The organism is Micromonospora sp. WMMD754 (assembly GCF_049315235.1).
GTDB lineage: Bacteria > Actinomycetota > Actinomycetes > Mycobacteriales > Micromonosporaceae > Micromonospora > Micromonospora sediminicola.
The window spans coordinates 6426360-6444937 of sequence record NZ_CP186058.1; the positions used below are offsets into that span (position 1 = coordinate 6426360).

Consider the following 18578-nt stretch of genomic DNA (forward strand, 5'->3'; position numbering starts at 1 on the left):
CCTCCGGTACAGTGAATGAAAATGATTGTCAGTATCAATTGGAGGAAAAGTTCGTGAGGCATCGTGCAATCAGCGGCGCGGCCGCCCTGGTGGCGGCCACACTGGCGCTCACCGCGTGCGGTTCCGGTTCGGACGAGGGCACCGCACCGGCGGCCGGATCGTCCGCAGCGGCCTCGGTGAAGGAGCCGGTGGCGATCACCTACGACGGCGGCGTCCTCGTGCTCGACGGTGAGGCGCTGAAGGTGGCGCACAACGTCACCCTGCCCGGCTTCAACCGGGTGAACCCGGCCGGCAACGACACGGGCGTGTTCGTCTCCACCGAGTCCGGGTTCCAGGTCCTCGACGCGGCCGCCGGCAAGATGACCGACATCAGCTACCCGGGCGCCAAGCCGGGCCACGTGGTGCGGCACGGCGACCGCACCATCCTGTTCACCGACGGCACCGGCGAGGTGCACAGCTTCGACCCGAAGAAGCTCGCCGACGGCAAGCCGGAGGGCCGCCAGTACAAGACCGCGCAGCCGCACCACGGCGTGGCCGTGGAACTCGCCGACGGCACCATGGTGGTGACCCTCGGCACCGAGGAGTCCCGCCCGGGAGCCATCGCGCTGGACAAGGACGGCAAGGAGATCGCCCGCAGCGAGGAATGCCCCGGCGTCCACGGCGAGGCAGTCGCGCAGGGTGAGATCGTGGGGCTCGGCTGCACGGACGGCGTGCTGCTGTTCAAGAACGGCGCCTTCGTCAAGGTCAAGAGCGCGGGTGCGTACGGCGCCGTCGCCACCCAGGTCGGCAGCGAGAAGTCCCCGGTCCTGCTCGGCGACTACAAGATCGAGCCGGACGCGGAGCGCGAGTTCCCCGAGCAGTTCGCGCTCGTCGACACGGCGGCCCAGAAGCTCCAGGTCGTGCCGATGCCCAAGGGTGTCAGCTACAGCTTCCGCTCGCTGGCCCGCGGCCCGCAGGGCGAGGGCCTGATCCTCGGCACCGACGGCAAGCTGCACGTGGTCGACCCCACCTCCGGCAAGCTGACCAGCTCGTGGCCGGTGGTCGGCGCGTGGAAGGAGCCGATGGAGTGGCAGGAGCCACGCCCGGCCCTGTTCGTCCGCGGCGACGACGCCTACGTCACCGAGCCCGCGACCAAGAAGGTGCACCGGCTCGACCTCACCACCGGCAAGGTCGTCGGGTCGGTGACGCTCGACGCGGTCCCGAACGAGATCAGCGGCACGCTCTCGGCGCACTGACGCACCGGTCACCGGCGGTGGAGGCGAACCTCGTCTCCACCGCCGGTGCCGTCACCGGCGCCGTGGCCGGCTCCGGCTACGGTGGCGAACCGGCGCTGGTGGAACACGAGCGGGTCGGCCCGCCGCAGCACCCGTGCCCGGCGCACGCCGGCCACCACGATCCGGTGGTCGCCGGCCGAATGCTCGGCGACCAGGGTGCACTCCAGGCAGGCGAGCGCGTCGTCGATGACCGGCACCCCGTCGCTCGCCCGCCAGGCGACACCGGCGAACTTGGCGGCGCCGGGGCGGGACAGCGCCGCCGCCACGTCCTGCTGCCCGGCGGCCAGCACGTTGACCGCGAAACACGGCGCGGCGCGCACGAGCGGCCAGCTGGTGGAGCTGATCCCGACACAGAAGCCGACCTGGGCGGGGTCCAGCGACACGGAGAAGAACGAGCCGACCACCAGACCCACCGGGCGCTGTCCGGCGAGAGCGGTGACTGCGACGACACGCCGGGCATCCAGTGGTGCACACATCGTCATATCACGACGCAACAATAATAATGGAAATCACTTCCAATAGGCTTGTGACACGCGCGCCCCACCACTACCGTCCTGCTGGTAATGAACCTCTTTTTCAGCTGACCGGACGTGGAAAGGCGGCGGTTCCGGTGTTCGATAAGCGCGCAGGTCTTCTCAGCGCAGCCCTGATCTCGGTGGCGATGCTCGGTGCGGGTTGCGGATCGTCCTCCGACGGCGACGCGGCGACGCCCTCCTCCGGGGCGTCAGGATCGACAGGCGTCTCGGTGGTCGCGTCCACCAACGTCTACGGTGACATCGTGCGGCAGATCGCCGGCGACAAGGCGACGATCACGTCGATCATCAGCGACCCGTCTGCCGATCCGCACTCCTACGAAGCGAACACCCGCACCCAACTCGAGCTGTCGAAGGCCGACCTGGTGATCGAGAACGGCGGCGGCTACGACGACTTCGTCGACACGATGCTCAAGGCCGCCGACAGTGACGCCAAGGTGCTCAACGCCGTCGAGATCTCCGGCAAGGCGGCGACCGGCGGCGAGGAGCTCAACGAGCACGTCTGGTACGACCTGCCGTCGATGGGCAAGCTGGCCGACCAGATCGTCGGCGCGCTGTCCACCGCGGCGCCCGACGACGCCGCGACGTTCACCGCCAACGCGACGACCTTCAAGCAGAAGCTCAAGGATCTGGAAGCCACCGCAGGCGAGATCAAGGCGGCGCACGGCGGCGCCGGGGTAGCGATCACCGAGCCGGTGCCGGGCTACCTGCTGGACGCGTGCGGCCTGGTCAACAAGACTCCGGAAGAGTTCAGCGAGGCCATCGAGGAGGGCACCGACGTCTCCGCCGGCACCCTGAACGAGACCCTCGCCCTGTTCACCCGCAAGCAGGTCAAGCTGCTGGCCTACAACGAGCAGACGACCGGACCGGAGACCGAGAAGGTGCTCCAGGCGGCCAAGGACAACACGGTCGGCGTGGTCCCGGTCACCGAGACGCTGCCGGCCGGCAAGGACTACGTCTCGTGGATGAGCGGGAACCTCGCCGCCGTCAAGACCGCACTGGGCTGATGCCGGACGACCACCGCTCGGTCCCGGTGCTGGAGTTCGAGGATGCCGGGCTGAGTTTCGGCCCGCGGCGGCTCTGGTCGGGGCTCTCCCTGCGCGTCGAGGCCGGCGAGTTCATCGCCGTCCTCGGCGCCAACGGGTCGGGCAAGACCAGTCTGGTCCGCGCGATCCTCGGGCTCCAGCGTCTCAGCGCGGGTCGGCTGCGCGTGTCCGGCCGGCCACCGCGCCGCGGCGCGGACGACATCGGATACGTGCCGCAGCAGCGGCGCATCGATCCGCTGACGCCGCTGCGCGCCCGCGACGTGGTCGGGCAGGGCCTCGACGGACACCGTTGGGGCCTGGGCCGGCGCCCGGGGCGGGACGCGCGGATCACGGCGGCGCTCGGCTCGGTCGACGCCGCAGCGTTCGCCGACATGCCGGTCGGACTGCTCTCCGGCGGCGAACAACAGCGGATCCGCGTCGCGCAGGCACTGGTGGCCGACCCGCGCCTGCTGCTCTGCGACGAACCGCTGCTCTCACTGGACCTGCGCAGCCAGCAGACCATCACCGCGTTGGTCGACCGGCGACGCCGGGAGAAGGGAACCGCCGTCGTGTTCGTCACGCACGAGATCAACCCTGTGCTGCCCTACGTGGACCGCGTTCTCTACCTGGCCGACGGCGGGTTCCGCAGCGGAACGGTGCAGGAGGTGTTCACCTCGGCGACGCTCTCCGACCTGTACGGGGTGCCGATCGAGGTGCTTCGCGTCAACGGACGGATCCTCGTCGCGGGCATTCCGCCGGCCGACGAGTCGCACCATCACCACGACGGCGCCGAGGTCGGGGCGGAGCATGTCTGACCCCGGGCTGTGGGACCGCGTCTTCAACTTCGCCGACTACGGCGAGTTGCTCGGTCTCGTCCACAACTCGATCATCGCCGGCGCGGTGCTGGGTCTCGTCGGTGGGTTGATCAGCACGTTCGTGATGATGCGCGACATGCCGTTCGCCGTGCACGGCATCAGTGAGCTGTCGTTCGCCGGCGCGTCCGGAGCGCTGCTGCTCGGCGCGAACGTCGTGCTCGGATCCCTGATCGGCTCCGTCCTCGCCGCCCTGGTGATCGGGATGCTGGGCAGCCGGGCCCGGGACCGTAACTCCATCATCGGCGTTCTCATGCCCTTCGGTCTGGGTCTCGGCGTGTTGTTCCTCGCGCTCTACCAGGGCCGTTCGGCGAACAAGTTCGGGCTGCTGACCGGTCAGATCGTCGCCGTGGACACACCACAGCTGTCCTGGATGCTGGTGACCTCGACGGTGGTCCTGATCGGCCTGCTGGTGATCTGGCGCCCGCTCGCCTTCGCCAGCGTCGATCCGGAGCTGGCCGCCGGGCGCGGCGTACCGGTCGCGGCGCTGTCGTCGGTGTTCATGCTGCTGCTGGGTCTGACCGTCGCCATGTCGGTGCAGATCGTCGGTGCGCTGCTGGTGCTGAGCGTCGTCGTCACGCCCGCCGCGGCCGCGATGCGGGTCACGGCGTCCCCGCCGCTCGTCACGCTGCTCAGCGTTGTGTTCGCGGTCGGCTCCGTCGTCGGCGGCATCCTGCTCGCCCTGGGCAGCAGCATTCCCATCAGCCCCTACGTCACCACGATCTCGTTCACGATCTACATCGTCTGCCGGATCCTCGGCGCACGACGTCACCGGCGCGGTTGGGCCACCCTCGGGCGCGCCGAGGTCCCGCTGTCCGCGGCGGCGCGCTGAGGTCGGGACCGGCCGCATGGCAGAGAGCGACCGCAGCACCGGGAAGGAGCCGATAGAGACCGCCGCCGCCGTTCTTCAGGCCCTCGCCTCGCCCATCCGCCTGCGGGTGGTCCTGGAGGTCATCGATCGGGAGGCGACGGCCGGCGAACTGGCCGGACGGCTCGGCGTCGGATACACCACGGTCGCCAAACACCTACGGCACCTCCGGGTCGCCGGTCTCGTCCGCCGTCACCGGAGCGCAAACCACGTCCGGTACGTCGCGACCCCGTCGGCCGTCCTGCTGGTGCGCGCCATCCTCGTCACGACCGGGACCGGCGGCGAACCGGGGCACCAGGTCCGCGGAGCCCTGCCACGGCACTGATCCCGCCGACGACCCACCGGGGGTGGGCCCCCGGTGAAGTCGAAACCGCCCGTGACGGGGCCGGGCCGCCGTAGAGACTGTCCCGGAACTCGCATCGATCCGGTTCGCGGCGCTCGTCGGGCGGACGCCTCGTGACCGATCGGACCCTGTCGGGCGACGACGTCACGGTCGCAGGGTCAGCGTCTGGGTCGCCGCATCCGTGACGGCGGCCCGGTCCCAGCGCATCGGCAGGGTCTGGCCGGCGCGCCACAGCGGCAACTGATCGTCGTAGTTGCGGTGGAACGCGTGCCCGGAGTTGCCGGTCAGCTGGATCCACCGGGAGGCGTCGAGGTCGGCCAGGTCGACGATCATCCGCATGGACGGCACGGCGTCGACCTCGTAGCCCGCGGCGGCATTCCAACCCGTCGCGTTGACGATCGCGTCGCCGCCCGACACCCCGACCGGGTCGGCGTTGAACAGCCATTCGACGGGCCCGACACCCGACGAGCCGAAGGTCTGGTTGCGTGCGGTCAGGATGTGCATCCGACCCCACCGCCAGTCGGCGGGCCGGTCGCCCTGATCGCGGCGGAGCTCCGCGGCTGCCTCGGCCGCCGCCGAGCGCAGGATGTCGTCGCGCCGCTCGACGGCCGGGGTGTCCTGGCGATCCCACCACGGGGACCCGGGCTGGGCGAGCAGTCCCCGCACCACTTCGAACCACCGGTCGCCGCCGTCGGGCCGGTAGCTCGCGGGCAGCTCGTCGAAGATGCCGGCGAGCAGGTGGCGCCAGGTCGCGTTGTAGTACGCGGCCGCGGCGGACCGGCGCGCGTCGGCGCTGCCGGAGGGGCCGTCGGCAGGCTGCTGGAAGTCCCAGTCCTTCCACAGACCGGTGGCGGTGACGCGGGCGTCGTCGGACGGGTCGGTCGCCGTGCCGAGAGCGTCGACAACCGCCGGTACGAGGGTCGGCGCGAAGCCGTTGCGGTTGTCGAACTGCATGCGCTGCACGTCCGCCACGGTGATCGCGCCGGGCGCTGACGTGATCATGTCGCGGATGCGCTGGCTGCGGTAGCCGTACGACCAGTCGCTGGTCAGCAGGCGCGGGTAGCCGGGGCCGACGACGGCCTGATTGGCGGTGACCAGGTAGCCGCCGGACGGGTTGAGGACGCTCGGCAGCTCGGCGAAGGGAATGAAACCCTTCCAGTCGTACGCCGAATCCCAGCCCGGGCTCATCCACCTCCCGTCGCCCTTGCCGCGCACCGGGATCCGACCGGGGGACTGGTAGCCGATGTTGCCGGCCACGTCGGCGTACACGATGTTCTGTGCGGGCACCTCGAACAACGCGGCGGCGGCGCGGAACTCGGTCCAGTTCGCCGCGGTGTTGAGGGCGAAGAGAGCCTCCGCGGTCCGACCCGGCCGCAGCGCCGTCCAGCTCAGGGCGATGGCGTAGCCGTCGCCCCGAGTCCCGCTGTCCGGTGCCGGACGCCCGGGAACGAGCTGCGGGCTGGCGGCCACGCCGGCCGGCGAGCCGGCCGGGTCGACCGGAGGCCGGCGGCCGATGTCCCGCAGCGACGCCGACGCGTCCGACAGCAGCGGACCGTGCCGGGACGTGCGTACCGTGATCGACACCGGCTTGCCGCCCGCGACCTCGATGGTCTCGGTGCGGGTCTGAAGGGGCAGCCATTCGCCGTCGACCTGCACCCGGTCGCCGTCCACCCGCTCGAGATACAGGTCGGTCACGTCGGGGTCGAGGTTGGTGAAGCCCCAGGCGATACGGGCGTTGTGGCCGATGACCACGCCGGGGACGCCGGCGAACGTGAACCCGGCGACGTCGAACGCGCACTCGCAGTGCAGACCCATCTGGTACCAGATGCCGGGCATGCTCGGGCTCAGGTGTGGGTCGTTGGCCAGGATCGGCTTGCCGGTGGCGGTCAGCCGTCCACCGATGACCCACGAGTTCGAGCCGATGCCCGAGCCGCCGTTGCCGAGCATGACCGGCAGCCGGGACAGGCCGTCGGCCAGCTCGGTGACGGTCCGCGCGGCGACGGTGCCACCGCCGCCGGTCCCGGCTTCGTCCGGGCCGCCGCCGCCCTGGCCGCCGCCGCTGGTGGGCGCCGTCGAGGCCCCGGACGGGACGGGCCCGGCGTCCTGGTCGAAGACGCCACCTACGACGGCTCCCCCGTCGACGATGGGTGAGTTCCGGTCGTACGGGTAGGCCGGGTAGAGCTGTTCGACCTGCGGACGCGTCAGTCCGGCGGCGAACAGCGCCGCGCGAGCGATCTCGGTGTCCATGTTGCCCCGCAGGTCCCACGCCATCGCCTTGAGCCAGGCGAGACTGTCCACCGGGCTCCACCGCTCGATCGTGTAGCCGGAGTTCTGCAGCCCGAGCACCGTGTACTCCAGGCTCGCCCGACCCCCGTCGTGGTCGGCGAGCCAGGCGTTCACGCCGTCGGCGTACGACTGCAGATGCCGCCGCGCGTCCGGAGACAGGAGCTGCCACTCCTGCTCGGCGACCCGGCGCCAGCCCATCGTGCGCAGGTAGCTGTCGGTCTCGACCTGGCTCTCCCCGAACAGCTCGGCGAGTCGGCCACCGGTGACGTGGCGGCGGAAGTCCATCTCCCAGAACCTGTCCTGCGCGTGCAGGTAGCCCTGGGCGCGGAACAGGTCGTCGCTGGTCTTCGCGTACACCTGGGGAATGCCGTGGCCGTCGCGGTACACGGTGACGGGCGAGGTCAGTCCGGGGAGCCGCAGCGCGCCGTCCTGCTGCGGGAACGAGCGGCGGACCGCCCAGACCGCGGTGAGGGCGAGCACGAGGCACAGCACCAGGAGGACTGCCACCACCCAGAGGGCGACCTTGCGCACCCGGGCCCAGGAAAGGTGTACGGCACTCATGTCGCGAGATGCTAGTGCCCAGCCCCAGCCCCTGCGCCCGACGATCAGGTCGCCCGCGGCGACCGCCCCGATCAGCAGATCGGGGCGGATACCGCGTCGGGGACGCTCGACCGGACCGGGCCGAGCTGGAAGTCGGGGTCGATCTGGGCGGTGAGGTCGACACCGGTGCGGTCGTTGGCCCACGCGGCGGCGTTGCGGCGGTGGAACTCGTGGGGCATGGCGGGTGAAGGCATCCCAGTTCTGCACGGTGCCGTCCACCGCGTCGGCGAGCTGGGCCAGGACCGCCCGGTTGGCCGGCTCCAGCTGTGACAGCGGCTCGACCGCGCCGCGCTCGGCCCGCCGCACGTATGCCGACCGGCTCACCCAGGTGAGGAGATCGGCGCCGACGTGCTCGCGGAGGAAGTCCACGTCCGAGGCGTCCTCGACCTTGTTGCCGACCACGGACAGGGCGACACCGTAGTCGCGGGCGTAGCCGGCGTACTGCCGGTAGACACCGACGCTGCGCAGGGTCGGCTCGCAGACCAGGAAGGTGCGGTCGAAGCGGGTGAACAAGCCGGAGGCGAACGAGTCGGCCCCGGCGGTCATGTCCACCACCACGTACTCCCCCGGCCCGTCGAGCAGGTGGTTGAGCAGCAACTCCACCGCACCGACCTTGGAGTGGTAGCAGGAGACACCGAGGTCCTCCGCGGTGAAGGCCCCGGTCGCCGCGACGCGCACGCCGCCGACGTCTCGGACGCACGCGGCGTAGACGGGGTTGTCCTCCGCCACCCGCAGCAGCCGGGATCCGGCGCCGGGCGGGGTCGTCTTCACCATCTCGGCGGCGGAGCCGATCCGCGGGTTCGTCCCCCGCAGGTACTCCTTGATCTCGGGCAGGTGCTCTCCGAGCGGCGGCAGCTGCGCGGCGACGGAGGCAGGCGCGCCGAGGGCCACCGCCAGATGCTGGTTGATGTCGGCATCGATGGCCAGCACGGGGCCGCGGCCCACGAGGTGGCGGGTGACCATGGCGGCGAGCGTCGTCTTGCCGCTGCCACCCTTGCCGACGAAGGCGACCTTCACCGCTGACCCTCCGGGCACACCCTAGTGATTGCCGTTTTCATGAGCGTTACTGTAGCCGTGGGCCCGCTCGCGGCGGCGGAAGTGGACGCAATGCCATCCGAGCGGCGACACGGAGCCGGCGAGAGCCGGTCCCGGCGCTGATGGCACGCGACGGCGCGGCCGGTGCCCGCCATACCCTCGAAATATCCATCATTTGCTATGTACCTGGAGGGAAAACGACTCCTATGATCGTCACCAATCGGTGTCGGTCGATCGGACTGCTACCGCAGCGCGACGACCCGGCTCCGGCTGGAGGAGGAATGCGATGCGTCCATCGTGCAAGTCCGCACTCGTCGGGGCGGCGGCCCTGACGATGCTGATGGCGGCCACCCCCGCCATGGCGGCCGACCGGGTCGGCGTAGTCCGGGAGGCGGGCGGCGCCACCGCCGTCGCCGACAGCTACCTCGTCGTGTTCAAGGACGCCTCGGTCACCCGGGCCCGCGTCGGAGACACCGCTCGGCGGTTGACCGGCCGGCACGGTGGGGCGGTCGCCCGGACCTGGGGTGCCGCGCTGCGCGGCTTCGAGGTACGGGTCGACGCGCGCGCCGCCGCGCGGATCGCCGCCGACCCGGCCGTGGCGTACGTGCAGCAGAACCACACCGTGTCGATCAGCGCCACCCAGACCAACCCGCCGTCCTGGGGCCTGGACCGGATCGACCAGCGCAACCTGCCGCTGGACAGCTCCTACACCTACCCGAACACGGCCAGCAACGTGCACGCCTACATCATCGACACCGGCATCCGCACCACGCACGGCACCTTCGGCGGGCGGGCCGCCTGGGGCACCAACACCGTCGACAGCAACAACACCGACTGCAACGGCCACGGCACGCACGTCGCCGGCACCGTCGGTGGCTCCGCGTACGGCGTGGCCAAGGGGGTGCAGCTGGTCGCGGTCAAGGTGCTCAACTGCTCCGGCAGCGGCACCACCGCCGGCGTCGTCTCCGGCGTCGACTGGGTCACCGCCAACGCGGTCAAGCCCGCGGTGGCCAACATGAGCCTCGGCGGCGGCGTCGACACCACCCTGGACGCCGCCGTGCGCAACTCCATCGCCTCCGGCGTCACCTACGGCCTGGCCGCCGGCAACGACTCCGGCGCGAACGCCTGCAACACCTCACCCGCCCGGGTGGGCGAAGGGATCACGGTCGGCTCCACCACCAGCAGCGACGCCCGATCGTCCTTCTCCAACATCGGCACCTGCCTGGACATCTTCGCGCCCGGCTCGTCGATCACCTCGGCCTGGAACAGCAGCGACACGGCCACCAACACGATCAGCGGCACCTCGATGGCGACCCCGCACGTGGTCGGCGCGGCCGCACTGGTCGCCAGCGCCAACCCCTCCTGGACCCCGCAGCAGGTCCGCGACTACCTGGTGACCAACGCCACCAGCAGTGTGGTGACCAACCCCGGCAGCGGCTCACCCAACAAGCTGCTCTACGTCGTCAACGGCAGCACCCCGCCGCCCCCGCCCCCGCCGACCGGCTGCACCGGCACCAACGGCACCGACGTGGCGATCCCCGACGCCGGCTCGGCCGTGACCAGCGCCGTCACCATCTCCGGCTGCGGACGCGCCGCCTCCGCGACCGCCACCGTCGCGGTCAGCATCGTCCACACCTACCGTGGTGACCTGGTGATCGACCTGCTCGCCCCGGACGGCACCAGCTACCGGCTGAAGAACAGCAGCGGCTCCGACAGCGCCGACAACGTCAACGCCACCTACACCGTCAACCTCTCCTCCGAGGCGGCGGACGGCACCTGGCGACTTCAGGTGCGCGACGTCTACTCCGCCGACACCGGCTACCTCAACACCTGGACCCTCACCGTCTGACCATCCGCTCACGCCTCACGGAGCGGACACTGTGACGGTGCGGCCGGCTCGCTGCCACGCGAGCCGGCCGCACCTGTCGTTATCTGGCTGTCCGCTCCGCCTCCCGTTCACTCCTTGCGACGGTCGGGTTGTCCTTACTTCCTGCGGTGGTCCAGTCGGACGGCGCGCAGCACGACGTCGTTGACGTGGTGTGTGCTGATCGCCCCCGGGGGGCGCGGGCGACTCTCGTTCACGTCGATGCGCCAGTCGCCCGAAGCCGTGAGGGCGGCGGCGATCTCGTCGATGCCGACGTACGCCTCCGGGTCGTACATGCGGGTCTGCTCGCCGGGGTCCGACGGCTGCTGGAGCCAGGACAGATCGTGGCCGACGACGAGCAGCGTCCCACCGACGGCCACGGCGTCGAGCAGGTTGCGCAGTCCGCGCTGCTCGGGGGTGCGCTGGAACGACCCGTACTGCAGGGAGACGAGGTCGTAGGTCTCGTCTGTGTACGCGGCGGGGTCGTTGGCGTCGCGGTGCAACGTGCGCACGTCGAGCCCGCGACGTTCCGCTTCGGCCCGGATGCGGTCGAGTGCCCTGGCGGAGACGTCGGAGGCGGTCACCTTCCAACCTCGTTCGGCCAACCAGAGCGCGTCGGCTCCCTCACCCGCGCCGACGTCGAGCGCCCGCCCGGGGGGCAGATCCGCCACCTCCGCCGTGAGGGTGCCGTTCGGGTTGGCGCTCCACACGCGTTCCTGATCCCCGTAGCGGCCGTCCCACTCGATCGCGACGCCGGAGGGGCGGACACCCGCCGAGGTGTCCTCGCCGGCGAGGCTGAAGGCGATCTGGGCGCCGATCCAGCTGCCGTTCGCGGCGGACTGCAGGACCTGGGCGCTCGGGTCCGTCAGGTTCCCGGCGGCGAAGACGCCCTCCACGCTGGTACGTCCGGTGGGGTCGACCGCGACGAGGTGACCGAGTCCGCTGGGATGGGCGGTGGTGTCGACGCCGAGCCCGGCGAGCATCTCGACCCGGGGACGGAACCGGCCCCCGGTGAGGATCGCGTCGGCCGGCAGGCTGCGGCCGTCGGCGAGCTCGACGACGAGTGACCCGTCGGGGCCGGCGTCGGCCACCCGGCGCACCGCACCCTCGACCACCGGCACCCCGGAGGCGACGAGGGTCTGCACCGCGGCCGGGTCGATCCCCGTCGCGTCATGCAGCACCACGGTCAACTGGTCGGTCAGGTGCCGCACCAGCGGGGTCGGATGCAGTCCCATCGGCGTCGTGACGATCTGCACGACCCGCAGGTCGCGAACCTCCCAGCCGTGGCAGAACGGACAGTTGAACACCTGAGCGCCCCACCGCTCGGTGAGGCCCTCGATGTCGGGAAGCTCGTCGACGATGCCGGTCGCGGCCAGGATCCGGCGTGCGACGAGGCCGTGGCCGCCTGAGAGGGCGAGGTGGAACCCGTCGTCCTCTTTCCGCACCGCCAGGACACGGCCGGTCAGGACGTTGCCACCGTAGCTGCGGACCTCCTCCCGCCCGATGGCCCGCATCGCCTCGGGTGGGGTGCCCTCGCGTCCGAGGTAGCCGTGCATGTGTGCCGCCGGCGCGTTCCGTGGTGTGCCGTCGTCGACGACGATGACCGAGCGTCGCTGACGAGCGAGCTGCAGCGCGGCCGCCAACCCGGCCGCCGATCCGCCGATGACGGCGACGTCGCACCTGCGCACGAGGCTCTGGTGCGGTGTGTGTTCGGGTGTCTCGTGGGCATGGTCCGTCATGGGTCCAGCGTAGGAACACCTGGCGGCATGTGACAGACGCCTTGCGAAATCCGCAAGAGGCCTCGATGCTGGGGAGATGAACGACCGCAGTGAGGTGGAGCGCCTGGCGCGCACGCGGTTGCGGAGCATCCGCACCACGCTCGGCTACTCCCTGGACGAACTCGCCCAGCGCAGCAACCTCAGCCCGTCGACGATCAGCCGGGTGGAAACGGGGAAACGGACGCTCAGTCTCGATGTGCTCGTGCCCCTGGCCGGCGCGCTGCAGGTCAGCCTCGACGTCCTGTTCGAGGCAACCAGCGACGAGGACGTGGTGATCCGTCCCGTGCAGCACCGTTCGGGTTCACGCACCACGTGGCCACTGAGCCGCGTCGATGGGCGCACCATGGCGATGAAGGTCCGGTTGGAGCCGGAGGCGACGATGCCGGCCCAGCGGGTCCATCCGGGGTACGACTGGTTCCTGGTGCTCGAGGGCAGGGTGCTGCTGTGGCTCGGCGAGCGGAAGATCGAGGTCGAGAAGGGCGAGGCAGCCGAGTTCTCGACGATGACCCCACACTCGATGACAGCGCTCGACGGGCCGGCCGAGCTGATCATGATCTTCGACCGCGAGGGACAGCGCGCACATCTACACCAGTGAGCGCGGACCGGGCAAGCTGCCGCCTCTTCACATCTCGGGTCAAGCGTTGCGCAAGTTCCGGTACGCCAACCGCCGCGTCGGTCAGAAACGACCATGCTCCGGCCGAAATCGCCGACGAAATTCCTTGCCGGGCGGGACGGGATGATCAACAGACACGGCGTCGATGGGGCCCCGACAACGTGAGGACGTGCCCGCTCATCGGCTTCTTATCTACTGGTGCCACGACCGCAGCCCGGCCAGGCTAGGTCGAGGTGACCGGCGGGTCGCTCTCTCATCGGCTGCCCACCGTCGTTCTGGTGTGGCTCTCATTTGGCGTGCGTCCGCCGGTCACCGTGGCGGGGAGAGGCTCAAGAGGGGTCTGCCCAGCTCAAAGAAGCGTTGCCCTCCTCGCTGACATCGGTTCGGTCTGGTGGAGGAGGAAGGCGTGGGAGCAGATGCGTGCACGAGGGCCGGCCTCAACACAGCGTGGGGGCGTCGGCTCCTGAGATGCGTCTTCGGCGCCGCAGTGCCGGATGATCCCTGCGTGGAGATCATCCATTTGCTCCGGGCGGGAGTGACCAAACCGCACCTCGATCAGGCGGCCAGTGCTACCTGGCTGGCCATGGTGTACGCCAGCACCAGGGCAGTCGGCGGTGTGGTCACAACCTCGGTCGAGGAGCCGATGACCGGCCGAAACCACTACAGGGTCGGTGTGCGACTTCGTGATGGCAGGCCCATGAGCATCCTCTTCAACGCTGCGGCATTCCTGGTCGCTGGAGCCCAACGACAAGATCCCCACATGGTCAACGCGGTGTTCGTTGACGTCCCCGACGGGGAGACCTACCGCCGCGCAGCGCTGCGGCTCGCCACCACGGCAGAGCTGAATCAGCCGCTTGAAGACCGACACCTAAATCTTCTTACCGAAGAAGAACGCCAGGATGTCGCCTACCACCAACCGAGTCGACTCGGTGACCTGCTCTTCAACTGGTTCGACTGAGCCGCCCCTCCGCGCTGGCCATGCGGCATGTGCGCGCCTCGGGCGGCTCTACGGTGCCTGCTCGACGAACGTGTCGTCGAACGGCCATTGATCGGTGCCAAGATCGGTTCGGATGCTGCACCGGTACCTGAGTAGGTCGATCCGGTCCGCGTCGTTCAGGTCTCGGTTCGGCTGTCTCGACGGATCGGCGTCGACGTTGTAGTACAGGTGACCTTCGGCGATGTAGTCGCGACGAAAATCAGTACTCCACTGGGAGTTGTGACCCCAGCCGTGAGATGGATCCACCACCCTGCGGTTACGCCGCCACCAGGCCCAGTACAGCGCCGAGCGTGCCGCCACGTCGGCGTCGAGGTGGTGAGCGCCGGCCCGGACCGCCACGCCTGTCCGGGCCACCAGCATGCTGCCGACGATCGCGCCCGGCCAGAACTCGCCGATGACGCTCGGCGGCTCGTCAGCGTCGTCGCTGACCTGCACCGAAACGATCTCATGGAAGAACGGGTGGAATGAAGACTCGGCCAGCAGTGCCGCCCTGATCGCCGCGCGAAACGCCGACCATGCCGACGTCCCCGGAATGGTGCCCCGCCACCACGGCTTGCCGCTGGTCCAGTCCAGCAACTGCGGATCGGAGTTGCCCGGTTGAAAGGCCGACAGCAGCACATCGACGATGCGACTGAACGCGTACAACCCTTCCAGGGCCGTGTAGTGGTTGCCCTCGCGCGGAGCACTCACCCGACGGCTGTCCGGACGGCCCAGCTCGTGCAACTCGGCTACGAGGTGAGGACGCCCATCTAGCCAAGGCTGCAACACCTCGCCACCCCAACCCGCAGCCGGACCATCCCGCAGCTCGACGAACAAGCTCTGGAATTCCCACAGCGTCGACGGCACGCCGCGCACGGTAAGCCACCCGCGCCGCGGCGACAACCGGCTTCTGACAGGACGTGGCCGGCATCGCAAAGCCGGTGCGCGTACGACTGCGACGGCGCAGCCCTTGATCACGCGTGCTGTCATCGGGCGTGATCGCGCGACTCGCGGCAGAAGAGTCAGACCGAAGACTGCCTGAGGCATAGCGCCACCTGCGCTTTGGCGTTCCGGGTCGGGGGTAGCCTTCGCGGATCAACCCATGATCGGGGGCCAGGATGGGTACGAGTTACGAGACGGTGCTGGTCGCGGCGGAGTTCACGGCGGTCGTGGAGGCGGTCACCGCGACCGGACGCAGGGCCCTGGTCGTGCCCGTCGTCGATGACCGGGTAGCCGTCATCCCCCGAGAAGGCGCCTTCGGCGTCGCCGAGCTACGGCCGATCGCCACGCTGGTCGGCAAGCGGCTGGCTTGCCCGGTGCTGACCTCCGCGGTCTTCGATTCGGACGTGGTGCAGTGCTGTGTGTTCCACGACGGTGTCCTGACACATCGGTACGTTTCTGATCTGGCAATGATCGTCGAGTGGTTTGAGGACGACGACGGAGAGTTCAAGCCACGGCTCGACGGCAAGGTGCTCCCGCCCGGCCAACTCCCCGAAGGACCGCTCGGCGACGACGCCGCAGCCTTCGCACCGTTCGCGGTTGGCGCCCCACACCTCGACGGAATCACCGCGGCATTGCGAAACGCAGACGGCGACCGATTCGCCGAGGGACAACACGCCGGAATCATGGAGAGCCTGAAACTGCCGCCGGACGCGCTGACCGTCGGGTTTCGTCATGTCCGACAGGACCGGTTCCCGTCCGCCGTCCTCGTTTCGGCCGGCGCGACCCGCTGAAATCCAGCATGGCCCGGCCTCGCGACGATGCCTCGGACACCGTCATCAGCACGTCCGAACGCCAACGTCCGGCAGCGACGTCACCTTCGCTAACGAGCGCTTCGCGGCATGTGCGGGCGTCTCGGGTCACGGGCGTGCCTGGTTACACTGCTCGGCTATGCGCTCGGTCGAGGTCCTCGAACAGTTCGACGCCGCAGCCGAGGAGTTCCTGTTTCCGGACCTGGGCCACGGCTACAACTACGCTGTTGACGTTCGGCTGCATGGATATCGTGACGATGAGCAGTGGGCCCTCATCGTCGAGGCGGTCGGCTATTCGCCACGGGCCGGCAACCTCACCGACGTGCTCCACGTGTTCGGCAACTGCCTAACCAGCGGCGAACCTGGCTATGGCAACGGTGACTTTCTCGACCGAATCGACAACTGGGACGAGATAGAAGACCCCGACGAGCCCGAGACCTACCGGGGAGGACCGGTAGTGGTTCGTGGCCAGACGATCGCCCTTGCGGCCGAGCCGGGCGAGGACCTGGTCGACGTGCTGCGCCGGCTCGTTCCACGCCATCGCGAGCTTCTCCTAGCCGACGAGGAAGAACTGCGGCGCCGAATCCGGGTCGACATACCCGAGGTGCTCCGGCTGGACCAGTGGAACCACCCCGACCTGGCCGGCGGGCTACGACCCAGCGAGTCTGAGACCTTCCGCCAGATTGCCGATGTCCTGACAACCGGCGACCTCAGGCGATACGCGCCGAGCCTGCCGCCCAACACCCACTGGTCCAACTGGCCGGACTCGGGAAGCCTGTAGCCGGGCCGGACCAAGCCGCTCACCTCGTAGCAGAAGAGCCCATGACTTGTACCGTCTGCGCTCGTGATCCCGCCGCCATGGCTGCGGTGAAACCGGCCGCGCCCGATCGGCGGCAGAAGAGGATGTGCAACGGTAAGGGGCTAGCGTGATTGAATCGTGCGCTGTATCGGTGGGAGTAAGAGGAACTCGGTGACGATGACGGACGCGGAGGATGAGACGTGGAGGTGGGCCGCGTTGGACGATCTCGCAGTCATCTGGAACCGTGTCGCCGACTACGGCGCTGACGGTCAAGCCCTTGAAGGAACACCGCCAGGGATTGCGCACCTTTCCTTCCTGTTACGTGTCTACAACTCGGCCATGGGCGGCGGCTTGGGCTTCGCCGTGGAGGTCAACGAGCCTTTCCGCTTGAGACGGGCGATCGACGCGATGCGATACTTCCGCCTGTCCGAGCTTGCTGACCTCCTGACTGACGTCTTGAACCATGAGTCGGACATCGAATACGCTGGATCGCGGGAACGTCAGTTCTATGACCTTCTCGGCCCAGCGGAGCAGAATCTGGATAAGGCATTCAGGGCCAAAGCGGCCGAGACTCCCAGCGACTTCGGTCTTCGATAGAGCCCGGCTCAGGCCGAATGTTATGTGATCTGTGCACTCATCTCGGTATGACCGCGCGACTCGCGGCTGACTGCGACGGTGGACGGCCGGACCGGCCCGGCTCGCCCGACCTTCCCGCCTGCCTCCGTCGGCGCATCGCGCTCAGCCGACCGGCAGGGCTTTTGTGCCACCGCCCTTGATCGAGCGGGTCACCTTCGGAGCCCCCGACCAGTAGAAGCAGCGGATCCCCCGGTCGCCGCGCGCCCACGCCTCCGCGGACGGCACCAGGTAGGAAGTGCCCGTCCGGTAGCGCAGCGCGCCGTCGACCGGGACCTTCGCATACCGGGCTACGAGGACCCGGCATTTCGCGTGCACGCCGTCCTCGTCGCGGCCCGCATCCGAATACGAGGTGCCGAACGCTGTCCACGAGCCGACGTACTCGAACGTGTGCGGCCGGGTGCAGCCGGTCTGCTCGAAGGCGCCGTACCGGTCCTCGTTCAGGCACCCGAAGGCCAGCGGTGACGGGCCCTTCAGCTCGTCCCGCAGGCTGCCGGAGTGCTGCACCGGGTGGTCGTCCGGATGCCGTCGCGCGGAACCGCCGTCGGCCGTGTCCAGCACGAAGATGTCGCACCGGAACCACCGACTGCCACCGTGCCACCCGCCCGGAGACGGAGGCGCGACCTGCACCGTCAGGCGAGCACCCCGCCAGTCACCACCGACGAACGCGGTCGCCTTCGCGTCGCATTCGGCAAACGCCGGTCGCAGCACCGCCGAGCCCACCAGCGGCGGGGTTTCCCGTTCAGCTACCGCGCCGGTGAACGTGCCCAGGTGAAAGGTCTCCAGCAGGTGCGACCGCGTGCAGTCGACCGGCTGGTAGCTGGCCAGGTAACTCGACGGTTCGGGAATCACGTGGCAGTCGCCCACCTTCGGGGTGAACTGCACAGCCGCCGCGGCGGGCCGCCAGTCGTCGGTCAGGTCCCCGTCCAGCCCGGCCGGGGCCCCGCACCCCGCCATCACCGTCACCGCCCCGGCCAGGGCGGCCACCACCACCCGTACCCGCCACCGCCGCATGCCACCCTCCCCGTCGCGCCGGCGCAGCATATGCCACCCGGAGCCATCGCCAGCGTCCCCATCCGTCGTGCGACATCAGGCGAAGGCCAAGCGCTGAGATGGCGCAGGCGGCCCGTGACGACCCCAGCGGCGAACGGCTCAGGGCGGTCCTAATCTTGCTGCAGTCACTTACCTGGCTGAGCCGATCAGGCCGGCCGTAAGCATCTCCGCTTACTCACGTCGGCGGCTCGAATCATGGCGACCCGCCTCGCCCCGAGGGACTTCCCTGCGCATCACCGAACTTGCCCGGCTGAGCCTGGCGACAGTCAAGAGGT

General features: G+C 69.6%; 16 protein-coding genes. 11 read left to right on the forward strand and 5 right to left on the reverse strand.

Annotated elements, in window-relative coordinates; all coding sequences use genetic code 11:
* Positions 1-53 precede the first annotated feature (53 nt).
* On the forward strand, positions 54-1235 hold the full coding sequence (gene aztD / locus ACN27B_RS30040) for a zinc metallochaperone AztD (RefSeq protein ID WP_422742663.1): 1182 nt from the start codon (positions 54-56) through the stop codon (positions 1233-1235).
* An 8-nt stretch (positions 1236-1243) separates the two neighbouring features.
* Here aztD and ACN27B_RS30045 read toward each other — a convergent pair whose 3' ends face one another.
* The gene (locus ACN27B_RS30045; RefSeq protein ID WP_422742665.1) at positions 1244-1756 is read right to left on the reverse strand and encodes a flavin reductase family protein; all 513 of its coding nucleotides are present in this window, start codon (positions 1754-1756) and stop codon (positions 1244-1246) included.
* 44 nt (positions 1757-1800) lie between these two features.
* On the opposite strand from ACN27B_RS30045, the gene ACN27B_RS30050 reads away from it, so the two are divergent.
* The 4 genes from ACN27B_RS30050 to ACN27B_RS30065 are packed head-to-tail and all read left to right on the forward strand — an operon-like array spanning position 1801 to position 4897.
* The gene (locus ACN27B_RS30050; protein ID WP_422742667.1) at positions 1801-2814 is read left to right on the forward strand and encodes a metal ABC transporter solute-binding protein, Zn/Mn family; all 1014 of its coding nucleotides are present in this window, start codon (positions 1801-1803) and stop codon (positions 2812-2814) included.
* Positions 2814-3647 (forward strand): metal ABC transporter ATP-binding protein, encoded by an 834-nt coding sequence (locus tag ACN27B_RS30055; protein WP_422742669.1) that lies wholly within the window; start codon positions 2814-2816, stop codon positions 3645-3647. Before ACN27B_RS30050 ends, ACN27B_RS30055 begins: the two co-directional genes overlap by 1 nt.
* The gene (locus ACN27B_RS30060; RefSeq protein ID WP_422742671.1) at positions 3640-4536 is read left to right on the forward strand and encodes a metal ABC transporter permease; all 897 of its coding nucleotides are present in this window, start codon (positions 3640-3642) and stop codon (positions 4534-4536) included. The genes ACN27B_RS30055 and ACN27B_RS30060 overlap by 8 nt, the downstream gene beginning before the upstream one ends.
* A gap of 16 nt (positions 4537-4552) precedes the next feature.
* Complete coding sequence (locus ACN27B_RS30065; protein ID WP_422742673.1) at positions 4553-4897, forward strand: ArsR/SmtB family transcription factor; 345 nt, start codon at positions 4553-4555, stop codon at positions 4895-4897.
* A gap of 162 nt (positions 4898-5059) precedes the next feature.
* Here the strand turns inward: ACN27B_RS30065 and ACN27B_RS30070 are convergent, their stop codons facing one another.
* The gene (locus tag ACN27B_RS30070; protein WP_422746126.1) at positions 5060-7762 is read right to left on the reverse strand and encodes a penicillin acylase family protein; all 2703 of its coding nucleotides are present in this window, start codon (positions 7760-7762) and stop codon (positions 5060-5062) included.
* A 1360-nt stretch (positions 7763-9122) separates the two neighbouring features.
* Here ACN27B_RS30070 and ACN27B_RS30075 point away from each other — a divergent pair.
* The gene (locus ACN27B_RS30075; protein WP_422742675.1) at positions 9123-10685 is read left to right on the forward strand and encodes a S8 family serine peptidase; all 1563 of its coding nucleotides are present in this window, start codon (positions 9123-9125) and stop codon (positions 10683-10685) included.
* 134 nt (positions 10686-10819) lie between these two features.
* Here the strand turns inward: ACN27B_RS30075 and ACN27B_RS30080 are convergent, their stop codons facing one another.
* Complete coding sequence (locus ACN27B_RS30080; RefSeq protein WP_422742677.1) at positions 10820-12439, reverse strand: FAD-dependent oxidoreductase; 1620 nt, start codon at positions 12437-12439, stop codon at positions 10820-10822.
* Positions 12440-12515: 76 nt separating this feature from the next.
* On the opposite strand from ACN27B_RS30080, the gene ACN27B_RS30085 reads away from it, so the two are divergent.
* Together ACN27B_RS30085 and ACN27B_RS30090 are read left to right on the forward strand one after the other, a co-directional pair.
* The gene (locus ACN27B_RS30085; protein ID WP_422742679.1) at positions 12516-13073 is read left to right on the forward strand and encodes a helix-turn-helix domain-containing protein; all 558 of its coding nucleotides are present in this window, start codon (positions 12516-12518) and stop codon (positions 13071-13073) included.
* Between the two features lie 523 nt (positions 13074-13596).
* Positions 13597-14049, forward strand: coding sequence for a hypothetical protein (locus ACN27B_RS30090; RefSeq protein WP_422742681.1), 453 nt, complete (start codon positions 13597-13599; stop codon positions 14047-14049).
* A 48-nt stretch (positions 14050-14097) separates the two neighbouring features.
* Here the strand turns inward: ACN27B_RS30090 and ACN27B_RS30095 are convergent, their stop codons facing one another.
* A complete protein-coding gene (locus tag ACN27B_RS30095; protein ID WP_422742683.1) occupies positions 14098-14934 on the reverse strand; it encodes a hypothetical protein in 837 nt (278 codons plus the stop codon).
* A 251-nt stretch (positions 14935-15185) separates the two neighbouring features.
* Here ACN27B_RS30095 and ACN27B_RS30100 point away from each other — a divergent pair, with 251 nt between their 5' ends.
* The 3 genes from ACN27B_RS30100 (at position 15186) to ACN27B_RS30110 (ending at position 17214) form a co-directional block, all read left to right on the forward strand.
* Positions 15186-15800, forward strand: a complete 615-nt coding sequence (locus tag ACN27B_RS30100) for a hypothetical protein (protein ID WP_422742685.1) — start codon at positions 15186-15188, stop codon at positions 15798-15800.
* Positions 15801-15957: 157 nt separating this feature from the next.
* On the forward strand, positions 15958-16599 hold the full coding sequence (locus ACN27B_RS30105; protein WP_422742687.1) for a DUF7003 family protein: 642 nt from the start codon (positions 15958-15960) through the stop codon (positions 16597-16599).
* 234 nt (positions 16600-16833) lie between these two features.
* Complete coding sequence (locus ACN27B_RS30110; protein ID WP_422742689.1) at positions 16834-17214, forward strand: hypothetical protein; 381 nt, start codon at positions 16834-16836, stop codon at positions 17212-17214.
* A gap of 141 nt (positions 17215-17355) precedes the next feature.
* Here ACN27B_RS30110 and ACN27B_RS30115 read toward each other — a convergent pair whose 3' ends face one another.
* A complete protein-coding gene (locus ACN27B_RS30115) occupies positions 17356-18264 on the reverse strand; it encodes a septum formation family protein (RefSeq protein WP_422742691.1) in 909 nt (302 codons plus the stop codon).
* Positions 18265-18578: the final 314 nt, after the last annotated feature.